Source organism: Lysinibacillus sp. OF-1 (genome assembly GCF_028356935.1).
Classification (GTDB): Bacteria; Bacillota; Bacilli; order Bacillales_A; family Planococcaceae; genus Lysinibacillus; species Lysinibacillus fusiformis_D.
In genome coordinates this window covers 2,749,402-2,769,872 of the sequence record NZ_CP102798.1, presented here as the reverse complement: position 1 = coordinate 2,769,872, position 20,471 = coordinate 2,749,402, and the positions used below count along the sequence as shown (strand labels likewise).

Below are 20,471 nucleotides of genomic sequence, written 5' to 3'. Positions count from 1 at the left end.
GAGGGAGAAGTTGAAGCAAGAGCGAGTACCTGTATTTTATTTTATTCGTTTTTATTTGGCTTCTACAAAACCTTTACTCTTCGTAATTAGAGTAAAGGTTTTTCTTTTTCCAGAAAGCAAATGAGGGGAGACAGAAGATGACAACATGGAATTTAGAGGGGATGAAAACACATCTCTTTATTTGTAATGGTAGTAGTTGCATGAACAAAGGTGGGGAGGAAATTACCCTAGCTATTCGAGAAGAAATACAACAGCAAGCACTTGATCAAGAGATACATACAACAAGAACGCGCTGTAATGGACGATGCAAGGATGCTTGTGTGGTCATCGCCTATCCGCAAGGGAATTGGTATCGTGTACCATCAACAGAGCATGCTAGAACACTTGTACAAGATTTACATCATGAATCCTTATACAACGAACATGTCTTTACACTTCGTGAAGGTACATTACAGCGTACAGCACAAACGACAGCCATTAAAGGGATCGAAAAGGTGAAAGAGGGGTAACAACATGGCGCAAAAAGGAAAAATTTTCGTAGTGGGCTTTGGACCTGGAGACTTTAAGCATATTACGACACGGGCGGTAGAGGCATTACAACAAAGTGATATGATCATAGGCTACAAAACCTACGTGGAGTTGATTCAAGATTTAGTCAGTGCGAAGTCGATTGTCAGTACTGGAATGACCGAAGAGGTGTCCCGTGCGCAGGAAGCGGTGCGCCAAGCAGAGGCTGGAAGCATTGTCTCAGTCATTTCAAGTGGTGATGCGGGTGTCTATGGTATGGCGGGATTAGTGTATGAGGTATTGATTGAGCTAGGCTGGACAGAAGCAACGGGGATTGAGGTAGAAATTGTCCCTGGTATTTCTGCCATCAATTCATGTGCTAGCTTACTTGGTGCCCCGATTATGCATGATGCCTGTACGATTAGTTTAAGTGACCATCTAACACCATGGAATTTAATTGCCAAGCGCGTCGAGGCAGCCGCTATGGCGGATTTTGTAATCGCTTTATACAACCCAAAAAGCGGTCGCCGAACAAGACAAATTGTCGAAGCACAGCGCATTCTCTTAGAATATCGTTCGCCTGACACACCAGTAGGACTTGTGAAAAGTGCTTACCGCGATCGTCAAGAAGTGACGATGACAACATTAGCCGAAATGCTGGAGCATGACATTGGAATGCTGACGACAGTCATTATTGGTAATTCGTCGACATTTTTCTATGACAATAAAATGATTACACCACGTGGCTATCAACGTAAATATACATTGGGTGAAGAAAAACAACCCTTACGTCCACATCAACGTTTACGTGAAGAAAATGAACCTTGGGCAATGAACCAAGAGACAGGGACTGCACGACAAGACTTTACAGCAGATCCTAATGCAGGGCGTTTTAATAAACCCAGTGTAGCCGCTACGCCAAAGCCAAAAAAAACAGCACTTGAAATGGCTACAGCGGCACTCGCAATGGTGAAAGGAACAAGTGCAGTCAAAGTAACGCCGAAACTTGTACAGCAAAAAATAGAATCCATTTTTGAATTAGCTGTAAGCCCAGGAGTGGTGAATAAGTTTTTCACACCTCAGCAAATGATGACGTTAGCAGAGGTCGTTGGGGAAGAGGGGACGATGGAATATACACCAGACCATCAAATCCATTTGAAAATCCCAACGACTGCCCCTGAACGTATCACGGAGAAATTACAGGAAGTAGGCTTTTTATTAGCGCCGATTGGTGATGTGCTATCCTTGAAGGCTTGTGATTTTTGCTATGGTGAAAAGGCCGATTCGATTCCCTATGCAGAAGAAATACAACAAAAATTAGGTGGAATGTCTTTGCCGAAAACATTAAATATCGGTTTTAACGGCTGTGGTATGGCCTGTTACCGGGCTGTATTTGATGATATTGGTATTGTCTATCGCAAAAGTAAATTTGATGTCTTTATTGGGGCGAAGCCAGTTGGTCGTACGGCCCATGCAGCACAGCCTGTTGTAGAAGGGTTGGAGCCTGAACAACTGATTCCACTAATTACAGATATTATTGAAGAATATAAAGCAAATGCTCACCCAAATGAACGTTTATTTAAATATTTTAAACGTGTGAAAAAGATATTGCATTTTACGTATCAAGATATGTCTTCCAAAATAAAAGTAGAGCCAGCTCCGTGCGGCGACTAGTGAGGAGAAAAGAGATGAAAGCTATTTTATTTGTCGGCCATGGGAGCCGTTTAGCAGCAGGAAATGATGAGGTACGTACATTTATTGAACAAATGACACCGCGTATTGATGCACAATTTTTAGTGGAAACATGTTTCCTAGAATTTGCTTCACCGAACATCGAAGAAGGCATTACGAATTGTGTGAAGAAAGGGGCTACAGAGGTTCATGTAATTCCGATTATTTTACTTCATGCAGGCCATTCAAAGCTGCATATTCCAGCAGAGATCGAGCATGCGCGTGAGCATTATCCGAACATTACATTTACCTATGGTCAAACCATTGGCATTCATGATGAAATATTTGCGATTTTACAAGATCGTCTAGCGGAAATTGGTTTTCATTCAGAACAAGAGCAACAAGATACAGCCATTTTATTGATTGCACGAGGTGGCAGTGATCCATCTGCAAATGGTGATTTTTATAAAATTACACGACTTTTATGGGAAAAATTACCTGTTAAATATGTGGAAAGTGCATTTATGGGCGTAACAGATCCACGTGTTGAAGAAGGTATTGAACGCTGTGTTAAATTAGGTGCGAAAAAAATCATCATGCTCCCATACTTTTTATTCACAGGTATTTTAATGGAACGTATGAATGATATGTGTGTGAAGTTTAATGAACAATATCCAGATTGTACTGTTCAAATTGCCAATTATTTTGGCTACCATGAACGTTTACAAAATGTTTTATTAGAGCGTATTGAACAAACGATAAATGGTACATCTACAGGCATGCAAGATTTAGAAAATTATCGTGCCTATGCGGCAGTTCATGGACATGCCCATCATCACCATCATCATGATCACGGACACGACCACCATCATGACCATGACCACCACCATGAAGAGGAGCCAGTAAAATGATTTTCATGTTAGCAGGGACGAGTGATGCAAGGGATCTAGCCCTTGCCCTGCAAAGCGCAGGACATGCGGTAACAGCTACCGTCGTGACTGATTCGGCAGCCTCTAGTCTTGCTGACGTTGGCCTACCACATTTAATAGGTCGACTGACAGCTGAGGAAATGGCAGCCATCATAACAGAGCAAGGCTATCAAATGGTGGTTGATGCCTCTCATCCATTTGCTGAGGAAGCTTCTAAAAATGCAATGGCAGCGGCCGAACAGGCACAAGTTCCTTATATTCGCTATGAGCGTGCCCATGAACACTATGCGCATCCTCTCATTACGATAGTGAAGGATTATGAGGAGGCTGCCCAATTAGCGGCAAAAAAGCGAGGTGTCATCATGCTGACAACAGGCAGCAAAACACTTGCTACTTTTACAAAGGTTTTACAAGGCTTAGAAAATACGAGAGTAATTGCTCGCATGCTTCCACGACTGGACAATATGGAAAAATGTGAGGCACTTGGTGTGGCACAACGAGATATTGTAGCTATTCAAGGTCCGTTTTCAAAGGAATTAAATGAAGCATTGTTTCGTCAATATGGAGTAACTTTGATGATCACCAAAGAAAGCGGTAAAGTTGGCTCAGTTGATGAGAAGCTTGAGGCAGCTCTTGCCTGTCATATTGAAACGATTCTTATTGCAAGACCAACCATTCAATATGGCCAACAATATTCAACATTTGAAGAAATATTACAGGCTGTACAACATACACTTTAGGAGGCATTATCCATGGATTTTAAAACAGATTTCAAACCATTAACGGTAGACCCAGATAAAATTTACGATTATAGTTTCTCGATTATTGCAGAGGAAATGGGCGATCATGATTTTTCAGAGGACGAGTGGAAGATTGTGCGCCGTATTATCCATGCTTCGGCGGATTTTGAGCTAGGTCGCAGTGTCATCATTACACCTGGTGCAATTGAAGCAGGGATTGAGTCCATCCTTGCCGGACGACATGTCATTGCAGATGTTCAAATGATTGAAAGTGGCTCTGGTAAAAAACGCTTCCAAAAGCATGGTGGCGATTTACATTGTTATATAGCGGATGAAGATGTCGCAGTAGAAGCGAAAAAACAAAATACAACTCGTGCCATCATTTCCATGCAAAAGGCTACAAAATTACATGAAGGTGGGATTTATGCAATTGGTAATGCGCCAACTGCCTTACTAGAATTGATTCGTTTAATTAAAGAAGGCTTAGCAAAACCAGATTTAATTATCGGTATGCCTGTCGGTTTCGTGTCAGCAGCCGAGTCAAAAGAAGAATTGCTGAAACTCGAAGGGATTCCGTACATTACCAATGTTGGTCGTAAAGGCGGTAGTACAGTGACGGTTGCCGCGTTAAATGCCATTTCACTATTAGCGGATGAACAGGCGAAAAAATAATGGAGCGGAAGCCAAAAAAGGATCCCAAGGACATGCGTCACGGTTATACAACGGGAGCCTGTGCAACTGCGGTAACAAAGGCTGCATTGCTCGCTCTGATTACAAAGGAAGAGCAGGAGACGAGTACCATTCATTTACCGATTGGTCGGGATGCAACCTTTACAATTGAAAAATGCATATTTGAAGAAAATGCTGTCAGCTGTGAAACGATTAAGGATGCTGGTGATGATCCTGATGCGACCCATCAGGCGCTTATTGTTGGCACAGTGAGCTGGGCTGATACACCTGGAATTCATTTAGATGGAGGGATTGGGGTCGGGCGTGTTACAAAGCCTGGCTTACCAGTGCCTGTTGGCGAGGCAGCCATTAATCCTGTACCACGTAAAATGATTCATAGCACGGTTCAAGGGGTATTAGACGAATTTCACATTACACGAGGCGTGAACGTAGTGATTTCCGTACCTAAAGGAGAAGAAATCGCTAAAAAAACGTTAAATGGACGACTTGGTATACTTGGAGGCATCTCAATTTTAGGCACAAGGGGAACCGTCGTGCCTTTTTCGAGTTCTGCGTATATGGCAAGTATTGTACAAGCCATTAGTGTAGCTAAAGAAGCTGGTTGTGAGCATTTAGTGGTAACGACAGGCGGTCGCAGCGAAAAATTTGCGATGAAACAATACCCCGATTTACCAGAAGAGTCTTTTATTGAAATGGGCGACTTTGTCGGCTTTACTTTAAAACATTGTAAGCGACTCGGTATCAAACAAGTTTCTCTTGTCGGTATGATGGGGAAATTTTCTAAGGTGGCACAAGGTGTCATGATGGTTCATTCCAAAAGTGCACCAATCGATTTTAACTTTTTAGCACAACTTGCAGAGGATACAGGAGCAGATGGAGAAACAATAGCGCAAGTACGTGAGGCAAATACAGCGTCACAAGTAGGTGAAATCATGATGGAGAAGGGCTATGATGCATTCTTTCATCATTTATGTGAGGCGTGCTGTTATTCCTCTATCCATCATATAAAAGGTGGTTTAACACTTTCCACATCGATTTATTCGATGCAGGGACAATTATTAGGAAGGGCTGATGACATTGCATCGATCGATGAAATTGATTGGGATCGGGGATAACGGATTAGCAAGCTTATTTCCCCAATACCTCGAGTGGATTGAAGACTGTGAGGTACTTGTTGGTGGTGAGCGAGTACTGGATTTTTTCCCGAACTTTACAGGTGAAAAAATCAGCATTAAAGGGGGACTTTCAGCACTTGTTGAAAGATTATCTAAGGAAACAAGAAATACGGTAATCCTTGCCACTGGCGACCCATTATTTTATGGCATTGGGGGCTATCTAGCTAAAAAGCTAGATATTGAGGTTTATCCATATATGAGTTCTGTTCAGCTGGCCTTTGCGAAGATGGGAGAAAGCTGGCAGGATGCCTATGTCACAAGTATTCATGGACGACCAATGAAAGGCTTGGCACAGCGTATCGATGGGAAGAAGAAAGTAGCGCTTTTAACGGATGCTGATAATAGCCCCAATGCGCTCGCTCGTTATTTAAAGCATTTTGGTATGACAGAATACCGAGCGTTTGTTGCAGAAAATTTACAGGGCGAAAACGAAAAATGTGGCTGGTATTCGTTAGATGAAATGGAAAGCGCTCATTATTCGCCATTAAATGTCGTGATTTTACAACAAATAATGGAACCGAAACGTTACACGCTTGGGATTGATGATGAAGAGTTTTCACAACGCAAGCCAGATAAAGGACTGATCACGAAAAAGGAAATACGTGTTTTAAGCTTACAGGCCATGCAGCTTCAACAGAATAGCATTATTTGGGATATTGGTACTTGTACGGGTTCTATGGCGATTGAGGCAGGAAAACTTGCGTCAGAGGGTCAAGTATTTGCTGTAGAGAAAAATGCACCTGATTTAGACAACTGTCTTCAAAATCAGCAAAAGTTCCGTGTTGATATCACAGCGATTCATAGTAAAGCACCAGAGGGATTAGACAGCTTCCCAGATCCTAATGCCATTTTCATTGGTGGTACGGGTGGCGAAATGGTGGAGTTACTACAGTTATGTTGTAGTCGTTTGAAGCCAAACGGTCGTATTGTCTTAAATGCAGCGACCATTGAAAATTTATATAAAGCGGTGGAAGCGTTTAAGGCTTGTGGCTTTGCGGTTGATATTTTACAGGCACAGCTTGCGCGCAGCAAACCTATTTTAGATATGACACGCTTTGTACCATTAAATCCAATTTATATTATTTCGGCTTATCGAAAGGAAGAAAATAATGAGTAATCTAGGTGTACTATACGGCTTGGGCGTTGGTCCTGGCGATCCAGAATTAATTACAGTCAAGGCGTTTCGTGTGATTCAGGAATCACCTGTTATTGCCTATCCAAAAAAGCTAAGAGGTAGTAAAAGCTATGCCCATCGCATTGTCGATGTTTATATTAATCCAGACGAAAAAGATATGCTTGGCCTTGTATTCCCTATGACCAAAGATGAGGCTGTCCTTGAACGTGAATGGACAAAATCAGTAGAACTTGTCTACGAAAAACTACAAGCTGGTAAGGATGTAGCCTTTGTAACAGAGGGAGATCCGTTACTATATAGTACGTTTATTCATATGATGAAGTTGATGCAGGACATGCATCCAGATGTAGAAATCCGTACGGTGCCAGGGATTTCTTCGTTCAATGGCTCCGCGTCTCGATTAGGGATTGCTTTAGCTGATGGCGATGACCGAGTGGCCATTATTCCTGCCCATGATGATTATGAAGCAATGCGTGAAGCCATTGAAAGTCATGATGCCGTTGTCTTTATTAAAGTGGCAAAGGTGATCGATTTAATGCTTGAGGTGCTACGTGATCTAGATTTATTAGATAAAGCATCTGTCGTGACGAAGGTCACTTCTGATGAAGAAGTTATTTGGGATGTTCGTGAATTGGATGGTGTGGAATTAGAATATCTAACATTAATGGTGGTGCGTAAATAATGAAGAAAATCTATATAGTTGGCGCTGGTCCAGGTGATCCAGACTTAATTACAGTTAAAGGTTTACATATGCTGCAAACAGCAGACGTTGTCATGTACACAGATTCATTAGTGAGTGAAGAGCTTATTGCGAAAGCCAAACCTGATGCAGAGGTCATTCGAACTGCTGGCATGCATTTAGAGGAAATGGTGGCCGTTATGGTGGAGCGTGTTAATGCTGGGAAAACAGTAGCTCGTATGCATACAGGTGATCCAGCGATGTATGGTGCCATCATGGAGCAAGTGGCTCTATTGAAAAAGGAAGGCATTGGGTATGAAGTGATTCCAGGGGTTAGCTCTGTTTTTGCATCAGCAGCGGCAATTGGTGCAGAGCTCACAATTCCTGATTTAACACAAACCCTCATTTTAACACGTGCAGAAGGACGTACACCTGTCCCAGAATTTGAAAAGCTGCGTGACTTGGCGAGCCATCATTGTACAATTGCTTTATTCCTTAGTGCAACACTTACAAAAAAAATTGTTAAAGAATTACAAAGTGCTGGTTGGGCTGATGATACGCCAGTAGCAGTTATTCAACGTGCTTCATGGCCAGATCAAAAGATCGTGCGTACGACTTTAATCGAATTAGATGAAGCAATGCGTGTAAATGGTATTCGTAAGCATGCAATGATTCTAGCTGGTTGGGCATTAGACCCGAACATTCATGATAAGGATCAATATCGTTCGAAGTTATATGATGCAACCTTTACACATGGCTTTAGAAAAGGTGTGAAGACAAGTGATTGAGTTACAGGAAGGTGTATTACCAGAGGTTGATCAACGCAATCCTTATGCGGTTGTCGCCATTACGAAGCATGGTGTTCAAATTGGACGTCGCCTGCAACAAACCTTTGCAGCGAGTGATTTATATTATATGAGTAAATTTGAGCAAGGCGATGAAGCAGAAAAGCATATTCAATTATTTACAGGTACCGTGCGCTTGTTATTGCCAACGCTATTTAAACAATATAAAGGGTTGATTTTAATCATTTCGCTCGGTGCGGTCGTACGCATGATTGCGCCCATTTTAAAGGATAAAAAGACAGACCCTGGCGTTGTCGTAATTGATGATCGAGGCGACAATGTCATTAGCGTATTATCAGGGCATCTTGGCGGTGCCAATGAGCTAACGCATGAGGTGGCAGCGGCACTTGGTGCAAATCCAATTATTACAACAGCTTCTGATGTGCAAAAGACGATTCCTGTTGACTTATTTGGCGCCCGTTTTGGGTGGGTATGGGATAGTGCCGACAAATTGACACCAGTGAGTGCTTCCGTTGTAAATGAGGAGCGTGTGGCCATTGTGCAGGAAACGGGTGAGCGCGATTGGTGGATGCGTGATACTGCCATGCCAGAGCAAATCAAAATCTATCCATCCACACAGGCAGCCATCGAGGCTAAACCTCATGCCACGCTATTAATAACGGATCGAATCATAGAACAAGAGGAAGAGATTCTTCTAGAAAACGGTGTTATTTATCGACCAAAATCTATTGTGCTCGGTATGGGCTGTAATCGTGGGACATCTGTGGAAGAAATTGAACAAGTGATTGATGAAACCTTGGCAGAGCTAAAGCTTTCGAAAAAAAGTGTGAAGGCATTATGCACGATTGATTTAAAAAAAGATGAACAATGTTTTTTAGATATTACCAAGAAATATGATTGGGAGTTCGTCACTTATACCCCGGCGGAATTAAATCAAATCGAATTTCCTTCCCCTTCTGAAACAGTCTTTAAATATACAGGTGCCTATGGTGTGAGTGAACCAGCGGCTATGCGTTATGCACAGGTCAAGTCACTCCTATTAGAAAAGAAGAAATCGGGTAATGCTACGATCTCAGTTGCGAGATACCTATTTTAAGGAGGAAGTCCATGCAAACAAATCGTTTTGTACTAGCTGGTACGGGTAGTGGGGTAGGCAAAACTACTTTCACCATTGGACTGATGAAAGCACTACAAAATAAAGGAAAAGTAGTGCAGGGCTTTAAATGTGGCCCTGATTATATCGATCCAACGTATCATACGGCTGTAACAGGTAGAGTATCACGCAATATTGATAGCTGGATGTTCTCCCATGAAGCAGTACGTGATATTGTGGCACGCGCAAGTATGGATGCGGATGTGTCCATTATTGAAGGTGTGATGGGCTTCTATGATGGCAAAAGTCCTTTATCAGATGCTGGCTCTGCCGCAGATATTAGTGTAGTGACAGAGAGCCCTGTTATTTTAATTGTTAATTGTGCAAGTATGGCGCGTAGTGTAGCAGCTGTTGTAAGAGGCTTTCAAGTTTTGTCAGATAAACCGAGGATCGTTGGCGTTATTGCGAACCAAGTGGGCAGTGTCGGTCATTATGAAATCGCCAAGGCGGCTATTGAACAAGAATGTGGCATTCCTGTCATCGGCTATTTAAAACGTGAACAAGGCATCGATATTCCGAGTCGTCATTTAGGGTTAGTACCCGCCATTGAAAGGGGAGAACTAGATTCATTTTTTGATAAACTAGGTGACCTTATGGCAGAAACGATTGACTTGGATCAATTACTTGACTTAACAAAAGCCCCTATCCTACATGAATCAGGTCATTTATTTGCTGAGGAGCCTTCACAAAATATTTGTATAGCGGTTGCAAGGGATGCAGCATTTAATTTTTATTATGAAGAAAACTTAGCTTTGCTACGTGCGAAAGGCGCGACATTACAATTTTTCTCTCCACTTGCCAATGAGCCTGTACCATCAGAAGCAGATGGCCTCTATATTGGTGGTGGCTTTCCTGAAGAATTCGCAGAGACATTGGCTTCACATACAGTCGTGAAAGACTCTATTCAAGACGCTATTGCCAAAGGACTGCCAACATTAGCGGAATGTGGTGGCTTTATGTATTTAACAGAGGCTATTACAAATAGTCAGGGTGAACGCTATGAAATGGTAGGTGTGATTCCAGGGGAAGTGGCCATGCAGACAAAGCTTGCAGCACTAGGCTATCGTGAAATTTTTGGCACAGCAGATAATTTCTTAATTGGTGTGGAGCAAGAAGCGAAGGGCCATGAATTCCATTATTCTAAATATAGTGGTACCCACAACACACCAGCCTACGAGACGATTGGTCGTTTTGGCAAAAAGCAAGAAGGCTATAAAAAAGGGAATTTGGTGGCTGGTTATACACATTTCCATTTTGTATCAAACCCAAAGCTAGTTGACAATTGGTTAACAGCTTGTAAGAAGGTGAAAAATGATGACTAATTATTTTCCTATTCATATCAATCTAGAATATAAAACCGTAGTGATTGTAGGTGGCGGACACGTGGCAACGCAGAAGGTAGCCTCTCTATTACCCGCAAAGGCCCATATTGTCATAGTCAGTCCAACCCTACATGATACATTACAGCCACTTGCCGATTCGGGGCAAATTACTTGGAAGCAGAAGGAATTTGAACCACGTGATTTGGATGATGCGATTCTCATTATTGCTGCAACGAATGTGACGGCTGTAAACGAAGCTGTTCAAGAGGCGGCACAGCATTGGCAATTAATCAATCGAACGGATAGACAAAGTGAAAGTGATTTCATTACACCTGCTACTGTTCGTCGTGGCCCATTGGTGTTAACTGTTTCGACATCGGGAGCAAGCCCAAGTCTAGCGCGCAAGATCAAAGCAGATTTAGAAGATCAATTCGATGATGCTTATGATGACTATGTATGCTTTTTACAGCAAGCACGATTAATGATTGCTGCTAAGTATGATAAAGGTCCGCAAAGACGGGCGGCATTACAAGCATTGCTAGAGCCAAGCATTCTGGAATGGACACGTCATGGAGAGATTGATAGACGTGAAGCCTATTTACAACAACTTTTGATGGGAGCGAAGCAATGAAGGAAGGAATAGTATATATCGTTGGTGCAGGTCCTGGGGATCCGAAGCTCATCACTGTGTATGGTCTGGAATGTATTCAAAAAGCTGATGTGATTGCCTATGACCGTCTTGTGAATCCCACATTGCTCGACTTTGCAAAAAAGGATGCAGAGCTCGTTTATTGCGGTAAACTTCCAGGTAAGCACCACCTTATTCAAGATGAAATTAATGCCTTACTTGTTGAAAAAGCACAAGAAGGTAAAGTTGTGACACGTCTGAAGGGTGGCGATCCATTTGTATTTGGACGTGGTGCTGAGGAAGCAGAAATATTAAAAAATCATGGCATAACCTATGAAATCGTTCCTGGTATTACAGCCGGCATTGCTGCAGCTGCTTATGCAGGGATTCCAGTGACACATAGAGACTTCGCGACAAGCTTTGCCCTAGTGACGGGGCATGGTCGTGAAGAAAAAGGACAGGATTTTTTGAATTGGCCAGCATTGGCTACAGGTATTGATACCGTCGCATTTTACATGAGTGTTGGAAATATTGCCTACATTGCTCGCAAATTAATTGAAAACGGACGTCAGGCCACAACGCCAGTAGCGGTCATTGAGTGGGGAACAACTGCTCAACAACGCACGATTACAGGACAGCTAGATGAGATAGCGGCCATTATTGAACGTGAAGGGTATCATAATCCTTCGATGATTGTCGTGGGAGAGGTAGTCAATGTACGTGAGAAAATTCAATGGTTTGAAGAGCAGGGATTAACATTTTCATAATCATTTCTTAGAAGAGGCACAAGGAGGAAGCAACATGACCGTTATCGAAGCATTAAAAAAGCGTAGAGCCATTCGAAATTACACAACACAACCAGTAGAGAAAGAAAAAATTGAGCAAATTTTACAAGCAGCCACCTATGCTCCGAATGACCGTATGCGTGAGCCTTGGCATTTTTATGTTATTCAAGATGAGGCAATGAAGCGTTATGAAGAAATGGCGAGTGCCTATTTACAAGAGCGTTTCCCCACAAAGCCGAACTTAGTGGAAAGCTCTTTAAAGGTTGTGCAAACAACGCCTGTGGCCATTGTTGTTACTGCAGACATTGTTGAAGGTGATACTGATGCGACAGAGGATAATGTTTTTGCCGTATGTAGTGCCATTATGTCCATGTGGCTCACTGCAGATGAGCTAGGTCTTGGTTTTGTTTGGCGTACACGTGGTGTTGGGCTCGTGCATGATTCACGTATGCATGCATTTATTGGTGCAAGTGCCTCTCAAAAAGTAGTCGGTACGATATTTATTGGCTATCCACAAGAGCAGGAGCAAAGCGACAAAAAGCGTACACCATTTGCAGAAAAGACAACATGGCTGTAAGGGGGCTACTCACATGGCAAGAAAAGGCTTGTTTTTAGTATATACAGGTGAAGGAAAGGGCAAAACAACGGCGTCTCTAGGTGTCACATTACGTGCAGTTGGCCGTGGCTTAAATGTGCGCTATATGCAGTTTATTAAATCACCTGAGCGTACGTACGGTGAGCAAATTGCCCTTCGCAAGTTAGGTGTGGAAATGGAGCAAATGGGTATCGGCTTTACATGGACAAAGACACCTGAAGAGCATCGTGCTGCCTTAGCTAAAGCATGGAAAAAAACGAAGGCCGCCCTGCAAGACGACAGTATTGATTTATTGGTGCTAGATGAACTAAACAATGCATTGGCTATCACCAAGTTTCCTATCGATGATGTCCTTCCACTAACAGAAGTCATAGAGGCGATCCAGCAACGTCCATCGACGATGCATTTGGTGGTCACAGGTCGAAGCGCGAACCCTGCCTTAACGGCAATGGCTGATTTAGTGTCAACCATCGATGCAACAAAGCATTACTATGATGAAGGCATCCCAGCGGTGAAAGGGCTAGAATTTTAAAGCCCTTCACCATTGCTGGGTGAAAAATATACGCGCGGCGCGAAAGTCTCGATCAATCGGAGAATACTCGGAGCGAAGGGAAATACTCGCGCTTGCCCCGAGAATACTCGCGGAGCGAAGGGAAATACTCGCGCTTGCCCAAAGAATACTCGCGGAGCGAAGGGAAATACTCGCGCTTGCTCAAAGAATACTCGCGGAGCGAAGGGAAATACTCGCGCTTGCCCAAAGAATACTCGCGGAGCGGAGAGAAATACTCGTGCTTGCTCCGAGAATACTCCCGAAATGAAGGCAAACCCGCACAGCTCTAATACAATATACTGCGTTACACCAATAATGACGGAGGAAAGTGACTATGCCAGCTAAATCGATTATGATTCAAGGAACGGCTTCCGATGTTGGAAAAAGTATGATTTGTACGGCACTTTGTCGTATATTTTCGGATGATGGACTAAGTGTTGTCCCGTTTAAATCGCAAAATATGGCTCTTAATTCGTTTGTTACGAAGGATGGTGGCGAAATCGGCCGTGCACAAGGGGTGCAGGCAGAGGCAGCCCGTGTTATTGCGACGACTGATATGAATCCTATTCTGCTGAAACCGAAGCAAGATATGATGTCTGAGGTCATCGTCCATGGTAAGCATTTTTTAAATATGGATGCCAAAAGCTATCGCAATAATTTTGTGCAAGAGGCAATGCCAATCGTTGAAAAATCTGTCCGTACGCTACAAAATACATATGATGTCATTGTCCTAGAGGGGGCAGGTAGCCCAGCTGAAATTAACTTAAAGGATCGTGATATTGCTAATATGCGAATGGCACATTTAGCAGATGCAGCGGTAGTGCTTGTTGCTGATATAGATCGTGGTGGGGTCTTTGCCTCGATTGTTGGTACACTGGCGTTGCTAGATGATGATGAGCGCGCCCGTGTTAAGGGATTAATCATCAATAAATTTAGAGGCATGCGTGAATTATTAGATGATGGTCTTGAATGGGTGGAGAGAGAAACAGGTATCCCGGTGCTTGGTGTGATTCCTTATGTCAATATCAATATTGAAGCAGAGGATTCCCTTGCATTATCGTCATTACGCTTTAAAAAGCCAAAACCAGGCGAATTTACTGTCGATGTAGCGATGATTCGTTTACCCCGTATTTCAAACTTCACTGATATTGATCCCTTTTTCGATGAGCCAGAAGTAGGTGTACGTTTAATTAGCAATGTCCATGAGCTAGGCACACCGGATTTGCTTATACTGCCAGGAACAAAAAGTACAATGGATGACTTAGCTTGGTTAAAAGCACAGGGCTTCGATCAAGCTATTACCCATTTACGTGAGCGCTGCACAAAAATTATTGGCATTTGCGGTGGTTTCCAAATGCTTGGTGAAACATTACTAGACCCTGAAGCAGTGGAGGGAAATGGTGAAGCTGCAAATGGTCTTGGGCTATTGCCAATGGAAACGATTTTTGTAGGCACTAAAAAAACGGTACAAATGACAGGAACAAGAGGGCAGGATACATTGACGGGCTATGAAATACATCTAGGACGTACGAAAATTTTACGTGATGAAGTATCACCTTTTCTACTGCTAGAGGATGGTCGAGAAGATGGCGCAGTGAGTCATGATGAGCAAGTGATTGGTACGTATTTTCATGGCGTGTTCCATAATCGCACCTTTACTCGTCAGCTTGTCAATGAAATACGAGTGAAAAAAGGGTTAATGGCTTTACCGAATGATGTAAAAAGTGATGCAGAACGAAGAGAGGACGCCTATAATATGTTAGCCGACCATGTTCGAGCAAATCTGGATATGAAAAAAATATATGAAATTTTATCTTTAGAGGTATCTATATGACAAGAAAAGGACCATTAGCCATTAATTATGAGGCATTATGGCAGGAGGGCATGAAAGACTGGCATGGAATGATGCCGGAGCGCATGGTCAATGATCAGTTAGAGGAGCAATTTTGGGCTCAATCCGTTGCACGTAAAAAAATAGGACAAACTGATCCTTATGCCCAACGCATTTTTCAGGAGCTTCAAAAAAGTATTGAGCCACAGTATTCTGTATTAGAAATTGGGCCAGGATGGGGTAATTATACGTTTCCATTGGCTGAGCGAGTGGACAAGCTAACCTGTGTGGATAGCTCTGAAAGCATGCTGCATTACTTACAACAGTGTATGCCTCATCAGGAGCATGTTTCATATGTTCATGCGAAATGGGAAAGTCTAGAAAGTGATGAAATTGAGCCACATGATATCGTTTTGGGCGTGAATTGTTTTTATCGGATGTATGAAATTAAAGCCGCCTTATCCCATATGAATCGGCTTGCGAAAAAGCGTGCCATCATTGGCATGACGACAGGTCCTATTCAGCCTCACTATGAGCGATTATATGAAAAGTATGGCTATGAAATTAAGTTTCCTCGTAGAGATTATATAGAATTTTTAAATCTACTGTATGAGATGAATATTTATGCGGATTGTCAAATTATCCCTTTGGAACGTGTCTATGAATATGAAAGCTATGAACAGCTTGTTACAACGCAAAGTAAAAAAATTTTAACGGCAAATGTCCAGCAAGCACATGTGGAAGAAGCTCTCTCACCTTTTATTGAAGAAAAAGAGGGACGCTATTATTATCGTCATGACTTTCATGCAGCCCTTGTCTCATGGCAACCAAAATAAAAGAGAAACCTTTGGAGAAATCTGTTCACCAAGGGTTTTTCTTATTGGGTATGTTAAGGTACAATAAAACGATAGAAACAAGAAGTGAGGTGGCATATGTGCAACTACATTTTTTAGGGACAGGCGCAGGCATGCCTTCAAAAGAGCGAAATACGAGTGCATTGATGATCAAGTTATTAGATGAAGTGAGCGAAATGTGGCTATTTGACTGTGGGGAGGCTACACAACATCAAATCCTACACACATCGTTAAAGCCACGTAAAGTAACAAAAATTTTTATTACACATTTACATGGCGACCATATTTTTGGATTGCCAGGGTTTTTAAGCTCTCGTTCCTTTCAAGGAGGGGATGAGCCTTTAACGATCTTTGGTCCCCCAGGTTTACAGCAATGGATTGAACAAACATTAGCCTTATCTAAAACCCATTTAACGTATCCACTGTATTTTATAGAAGTGCAAGAAGGGATTATTTTTGAGGATACTCATTTTACAATTTATGCACAGGAATTGCGCCATGTTGTACCATGCTATGGGTATCGTATTGAACAAAAGGATTTACCTGGTGAATTATTAATCGACAAGGCACAGGCACTTGGTGTTCCTAAAGGCCCTTTGCTTGGTCAATTAAAAAATGGTTACGATGTCGTGCTTGAAAATGGGCATGTGATTCAAGCAAAAGACGTTGTTGCCCCCTCAAAAAAGGGCTTCACACTGACGATTTTGGGCGATACGAAATATTGCGAAGAGGCCATTCAATTATCAAGGGATGCTGACATCATTGTACATGAAGCGACCTTTGATGGGACACTGACTGCTTTAGCAGCCAGCTATGGTCATGCTACCAATGTGGAAGCAGCAAAAGTCGCACAGCAAGCTGGCGCAGACTACTTGCTTTTAAATCATTTAAGTGCCCGTTTTCTTCCACAGGATTTACCACAATTTTTGGCAGAAGCACAGGCAATTTTCCCCCAAACATTACTGACATCCGATCAAGCCATTTTTACTTGGCAAAATAATAAATTAATCTAAACTAATTTAAAAAACATCTATTGATTGACATGCAACTAATAGATGTTTTTTATATATAGTTCTTACTATCACTATTTTCAGTTCGACTCATGGAATGTTTGTTACTAGCCAAGGAGAAAGATATTTGCTCAGAAGGCTATACATCAAGCGGAAAATATGAAAAGCATAACTGCATTGATCAACCAATTAAATACAACAGTAGAAAAACGCCAACGATTTGCAGGTAAATATAGCGTTTAAAAGGAAAAATATAGTACAATCGATCCTTCACTTCCCGTATAATTGAAAAAAGGGGTGTGGTTTAATTGAATCAACAAAAGATGCCGCCAGCACTATTGCGATTAATTGTTATTTTTCCAAATGTGCTGAGCTATTTATTACTATTCGGATTAATTATTTTTGTCATCTCGAATTATGAAACGCTAAAAGCAACAAATAATTTAACCGTTTGGATTATTTTTATTATCGTATTAGCACCTGCTGCTGCCTACACGACTTTTAGTATTGTGAAGAAAATTCGGGCAGGTCATATGTAGCTCATCCGTGTTGTTATTAGAATGTATTCTAGTAACAACACATTTTTTTTGACAAACTGAGCTCTATCCTCTATATTTTTGTTAGTCATAACTAACATTTTGGAGGCGTGTACAATGAAAAAAGGCACAAAAGATAAAATTCTTGATGCAGCAACAAGTCTAATGACAGAAAGGGGCTATTCGAATGTTTCGGTAAAAGATATTGCTGCCACTGCTGGTGTTAGTGAAATGACTGTCTTCCGTCATTTTGAAACAAAACTAGGAATTCTTCATGCTGTCCTGCAAAGCCACTCATATATCCCATACTTTGAACATTTATTTGCACAAGATTTATCCGGAAACTTAGAGAATGATTTAAAGCAAATTGCTAACACATATCTAGCCTTTATGGAAAAAAATAAACCAATTTTTCTCATTACTACACAAGATAGAAGTATGCTACCAGGGTTAATGGATACAATTTCGGATAACCAAACTAAACAATTACTAAGCTTACTGGCCGTTTATTTTCAATCTCAAATTGAACAAGGAAAGATGAAGGAAATAGATACAAACGGACAAGCCATTGTTTTTTTAACGAGCCTGTTTGGTTTTTTTGTTTCCAATGCGCTATGGGACCAACATTTTCTAAAAGATCAACAAGAAATTTTTATTCAACATTTAGTTGCTACTTTTGTGAGTGGAGTCTGTGTTTAATGGTTCACTCACATAGTTTGCATATATTTTTTAAGTAAAATGTTAGTTATCACTAACTAACATACTATTTAGGGGGAAGTTTCATGAACGAAAAAAGAAATGTCATAGTAGCAATTCTACTATCTGCAGCATTTGTGTCTATTCTCAATCAAACATTATTACTCATAGCTATGCCACCAATTATGAACGATTTCAAGATTGATGCTAATTTAGCACAATGGCTCACGACAGTATATTTATTAACGAATGGTATTCTCATACCTATTACAGCTTTTCTGATTGGTCGTTTTTCCAATCGATTACTGTTAATAGTGGCTCTCACTTTATTTAGTATGGGTACATTTTTAGGCGCCTTTGCCCCAACCTTTACGGTTTTACTTATGGCTCGAGTTATTCAAGCGGCTGGAGCAGGGGTGATCATGCCCTTAATGCAAACGATTTTATTAACGATGTATCCAAAAGAAAAGCGAGGTTCCATTATGGGGCTAGCTGGCCTTGTAACAGGTTTTGCACCAGCAATAGGCCCAACATTATCAGGCTGGATTTTAGAACATTTTACATGGCGACATCTGTTTTTTACTGTCTTACCCGTTTCAGTTATTGTTTTGACTGTGGCCACGATTTTTATGAAAAATGTCACGACAAAAAAAGAGGGGCAGCTAGATGCTCTTTCTATCGTCTATTCTTCTTTAGGTTGGGGTGGCCTGTTATATGGTTTCAGCATCGCAGGAGCTGTTGGATTTCAATCAATGCCAGTACTTGCATCATTAATGGTAGGAGGAATTACGCTGTTTCTATTTATTAGACGTCAGCTTCAATTGCCTAAACCAATGCTTGAATTTCGTGTATTTCAATCCGCCATGTTCTCTATTACAACTTTTTTATCGAGTTTAGTTTATGCCCTCATGATTGGTACACAAATACTTATCACATTTTATATTCAAAATGTACGGCAGCTGTCGGCACTCGAAACAGGGCTGGTTTTATTGATAGGTGCGCTTGTAATGGGTATATTGTCGCCAGTGACAGGGAAGATTTTCGATAAAGTGGGTGGAAAAGGCTTAGCACTGGTAGGGTTCACCAGTATCTTAATTGGTTCAGGTGCTTTCCTAGCATTATCAATGCATACAAAACTTTGGCTACTGGCATGTCTCTTTACGATGATTTCCTTTGGGATTTCAATGATTATGATGCCGCTGACAACCGCTGGCATGAATGCCTTACCTACCCATTTGATGGCACATGCGACAGCGATGAATAGTACATTGCGTATGGTCGGTGGTGCATTAGTAACGGCATTACTTGTAACCATCATGAGTACGGTAACTACTTTACAGCAAGAAATGGGTGTTGCTGATGCTATGCTAAATGGCATTCGCACAGCGTTTATTGTCACAACGATTTTAAGTGCTGTGGGACTACTACTGTCTTTATATATGAAGAAGCCAAATGCCAAATAGCCACCATCTCCTTGACGCATAAAAATAGTTTATCGAGAGAAACTAATGGAAGAAGAAGCTTCACAATTTTAGAAAAGAGAGGTGCTTTTTATGAATCCAATAAATTGTGATTTTTCACCAATGAAAGAAACATTAAAAGATGAGCTTCTCCAAGTGATTATGTCCTTACAGCAAAGTGTGCAAGAAATGGATACAGATGCAAATTGTCTCCTTGGCAATTTTGAGAAAATTAAAGAGAGATTTATGACAATTGAAATGAAAGCCGCGACGTTTTATTTAAATTGTTATCTTTCCCCGTTTACAGAAAAGTATCCGGAATTATCACATAGTGTGCAAAATATGTCGTTGAGAAGACATGGTGGTTTAATTGTCATCCAACGACAGGATTCGTTAGTGAATTTGATGCAGCCTGGTATTCATATTGGGGCAGATTTAACGCATTCCTTATTAGAATCCATTTTCTTTCCAGGTAATCCATTACATGATGGAGCGGTACTCGTCAATCAAAATCAAATTGAATCGGCAGCGAATGTACTGCCATTATCAGACCGTCAAACTGGTGAAAAAAAATTAGGAACAAGACATCGTGCAGCGTTAGGATTAAGTGAAGTAAGTGATGCACTTGTGATGGTCGTCTCAGAAGAAACAGGTAGGATTTCTTTTGCTTTTCAGGGAAATTTATACCCGATTACATCACCTGGCATCATATAGGGACT

Annotated in this window: 22 protein-coding genes; all 22 read left to right on the top strand. The window is 41.5% G+C overall.

The window, feature by feature from the left end; translation table 11 throughout:
- Nucleotides 1-137 precede the first annotated feature (137 nt).
- The 22 genes from NV349_RS13465 to cdaS all read left to right on the top strand — a co-directional run bounded on the left by NV349_RS13465 (nt 138) and on the right by cdaS (nt 20,466).
- Entirely contained in the window at nt 138-509 is a 372-nt protein-coding gene (locus NV349_RS13465; RefSeq protein ID WP_036120017.1) for a (2Fe-2S) ferredoxin domain-containing protein, read from the top strand.
- Nucleotides 510-513: 4 nt separating this feature from the next.
- Nucleotides 514-2,181 (top strand): precorrin-3B C(17)-methyltransferase, encoded by a 1,668-nt coding sequence (gene cobJ / locus NV349_RS13460; protein WP_058844512.1) that lies wholly within the window; start codon nt 514-516, stop codon nt 2,179-2,181.
- Between the two features lie 14 nt (nt 2,182-2,195).
- Nucleotides 2,196-3,089 (top strand): sirohydrochlorin chelatase, encoded by an 894-nt coding sequence (locus tag NV349_RS13455; RefSeq protein ID WP_089934734.1) that lies wholly within the window; start codon nt 2,196-2,198, stop codon nt 3,087-3,089.
- The gene (gene cobK / locus NV349_RS13450; RefSeq protein ID WP_089934737.1) at nt 3,086-3,847 is read left to right on the top strand and encodes a precorrin-6A reductase; all 762 of its coding nucleotides are present in this window, start codon (nt 3,086-3,088) and stop codon (nt 3,845-3,847) included. The genes NV349_RS13455 and cobK overlap by 4 nt, the downstream gene beginning before the upstream one ends.
- Before the next feature lie 12 nt (nt 3,848-3,859).
- Nucleotides 3,860-4,519 carry a precorrin-8X methylmutase gene (locus tag NV349_RS13445; RefSeq protein WP_058844515.1) on the top strand — a complete coding sequence of 220 codons (660 nt, stop codon included), beginning with the start codon at nt 3,860-3,862 and terminating at the stop codon, nt 4,517-4,519.
- Nucleotides 4,519-5,652 (top strand): cobalt-precorrin-5B (C(1))-methyltransferase, encoded by a 1,134-nt coding sequence (locus NV349_RS13440; protein ID WP_036120040.1) that lies wholly within the window; start codon nt 4,519-4,521, stop codon nt 5,650-5,652. The genes NV349_RS13445 and NV349_RS13440 overlap by 1 nt, the downstream gene beginning before the upstream one ends.
- A complete protein-coding gene (gene cbiE, locus NV349_RS13435; protein WP_089934739.1) occupies nt 5,609-6,829 on the top strand; it encodes a precorrin-6y C5,15-methyltransferase (decarboxylating) subunit CbiE in 1,221 nt (406 codons plus the stop codon). The genes NV349_RS13440 and cbiE overlap by 44 nt, the downstream gene beginning before the upstream one ends.
- Nucleotides 6,822-7,529 (top strand): precorrin-2 C(20)-methyltransferase, encoded by a 708-nt coding sequence (gene cobI / locus NV349_RS13430; RefSeq protein WP_058844517.1) that lies wholly within the window; start codon nt 6,822-6,824, stop codon nt 7,527-7,529. The genes cbiE and cobI overlap by 8 nt, the downstream gene beginning before the upstream one ends.
- Nucleotides 7,529-8,314, top strand: a complete 786-nt coding sequence (gene cobM, locus NV349_RS13425) for a precorrin-4 C(11)-methyltransferase (RefSeq protein WP_036120052.1) — start codon at nt 7,529-7,531, stop codon at nt 8,312-8,314. Before cobI ends, cobM begins: the two co-directional genes overlap by 1 nt.
- Complete coding sequence (locus NV349_RS13420) at nt 8,307-9,428, top strand: cobalt-precorrin 5A hydrolase (RefSeq protein ID WP_089934741.1); 1,122 nt, start codon at nt 8,307-8,309, stop codon at nt 9,426-9,428. The genes cobM and NV349_RS13420 overlap by 8 nt, the downstream gene beginning before the upstream one ends.
- A gap of 11 nt (nt 9,429-9,439) precedes the next feature.
- Complete coding sequence (locus NV349_RS13415; RefSeq protein ID WP_089934743.1) at nt 9,440-10,807, top strand: cobyrinic acid a,c-diamide synthase CobB; 1,368 nt, start codon at nt 9,440-9,442, stop codon at nt 10,805-10,807.
- Complete coding sequence (locus tag NV349_RS13410; RefSeq protein ID WP_058844589.1) at nt 10,800-11,438, top strand: precorrin-2 dehydrogenase/sirohydrochlorin ferrochelatase family protein; 639 nt, start codon at nt 10,800-10,802, stop codon at nt 11,436-11,438. The genes NV349_RS13415 and NV349_RS13410 overlap by 8 nt, the downstream gene beginning before the upstream one ends.
- A complete protein-coding gene (gene cobA / locus NV349_RS13405; protein ID WP_036120058.1) occupies nt 11,435-12,202 on the top strand; it encodes a uroporphyrinogen-III C-methyltransferase in 768 nt (255 codons plus the stop codon). The genes NV349_RS13410 and cobA overlap by 4 nt, the downstream gene beginning before the upstream one ends.
- 34 nt (nt 12,203-12,236) lie before the next feature.
- On the top strand, nt 12,237-12,797 hold the full coding sequence (locus tag NV349_RS13400) for a nitroreductase family protein (RefSeq protein WP_036120059.1): 561 nt from the start codon (nt 12,237-12,239) through the stop codon (nt 12,795-12,797).
- A 13-nt stretch (nt 12,798-12,810) separates the two neighbouring features.
- A complete protein-coding gene (locus NV349_RS13395) occupies nt 12,811-13,347 on the top strand; it encodes a cob(I)yrinic acid a,c-diamide adenosyltransferase (protein WP_058844520.1) in 537 nt (178 codons plus the stop codon).
- Between the two features lie 352 nt (nt 13,348-13,699).
- Complete coding sequence (locus tag NV349_RS13390; RefSeq protein WP_271910198.1) at nt 13,700-15,199, top strand: cobyric acid synthase; 1,500 nt, start codon at nt 13,700-13,702, stop codon at nt 15,197-15,199.
- On the top strand, nt 15,196-16,032 hold the full coding sequence (locus NV349_RS13385; protein ID WP_089934751.1) for a class I SAM-dependent methyltransferase: 837 nt from the start codon (nt 15,196-15,198) through the stop codon (nt 16,030-16,032). Before NV349_RS13390 ends, NV349_RS13385 begins: the two co-directional genes overlap by 4 nt.
- A 98-nt stretch (nt 16,033-16,130) precedes the next feature.
- Complete coding sequence (gene rnz / locus NV349_RS13380) at nt 16,131-17,063, top strand: ribonuclease Z (RefSeq protein WP_036120075.1); 933 nt, start codon at nt 16,131-16,133, stop codon at nt 17,061-17,063.
- Nucleotides 17,064-17,368: 305 nt separating this feature from the next.
- Nucleotides 17,369-17,599, top strand: coding sequence for a hypothetical protein (locus NV349_RS13375; protein WP_036120078.1), 231 nt, complete (start codon nt 17,369-17,371; stop codon nt 17,597-17,599).
- 114 nt (nt 17,600-17,713) lie between these two features.
- Nucleotides 17,714-18,295 (top strand): TetR/AcrR family transcriptional regulator, encoded by a 582-nt coding sequence (locus NV349_RS13370; protein WP_036120081.1) that lies wholly within the window; start codon nt 17,714-17,716, stop codon nt 18,293-18,295.
- An 83-nt stretch (nt 18,296-18,378) separates the two neighbouring features.
- On the top strand, nt 18,379-19,755 hold the full coding sequence (locus NV349_RS13365; RefSeq protein ID WP_271910197.1) for an MDR family MFS transporter: 1,377 nt from the start codon (nt 18,379-18,381) through the stop codon (nt 19,753-19,755).
- Between the two features lie 90 nt (nt 19,756-19,845).
- Nucleotides 19,846-20,466: a sporulation-specific diadenylate cyclase CdaS gene (gene cdaS, locus NV349_RS13360; RefSeq protein WP_036120087.1), complete on the top strand. Its 621-nt coding sequence runs from the start codon at nt 19,846-19,848 to the stop codon at nt 20,464-20,466.
- Nucleotides 20,467-20,471: the final 5 nt, after the last annotated feature.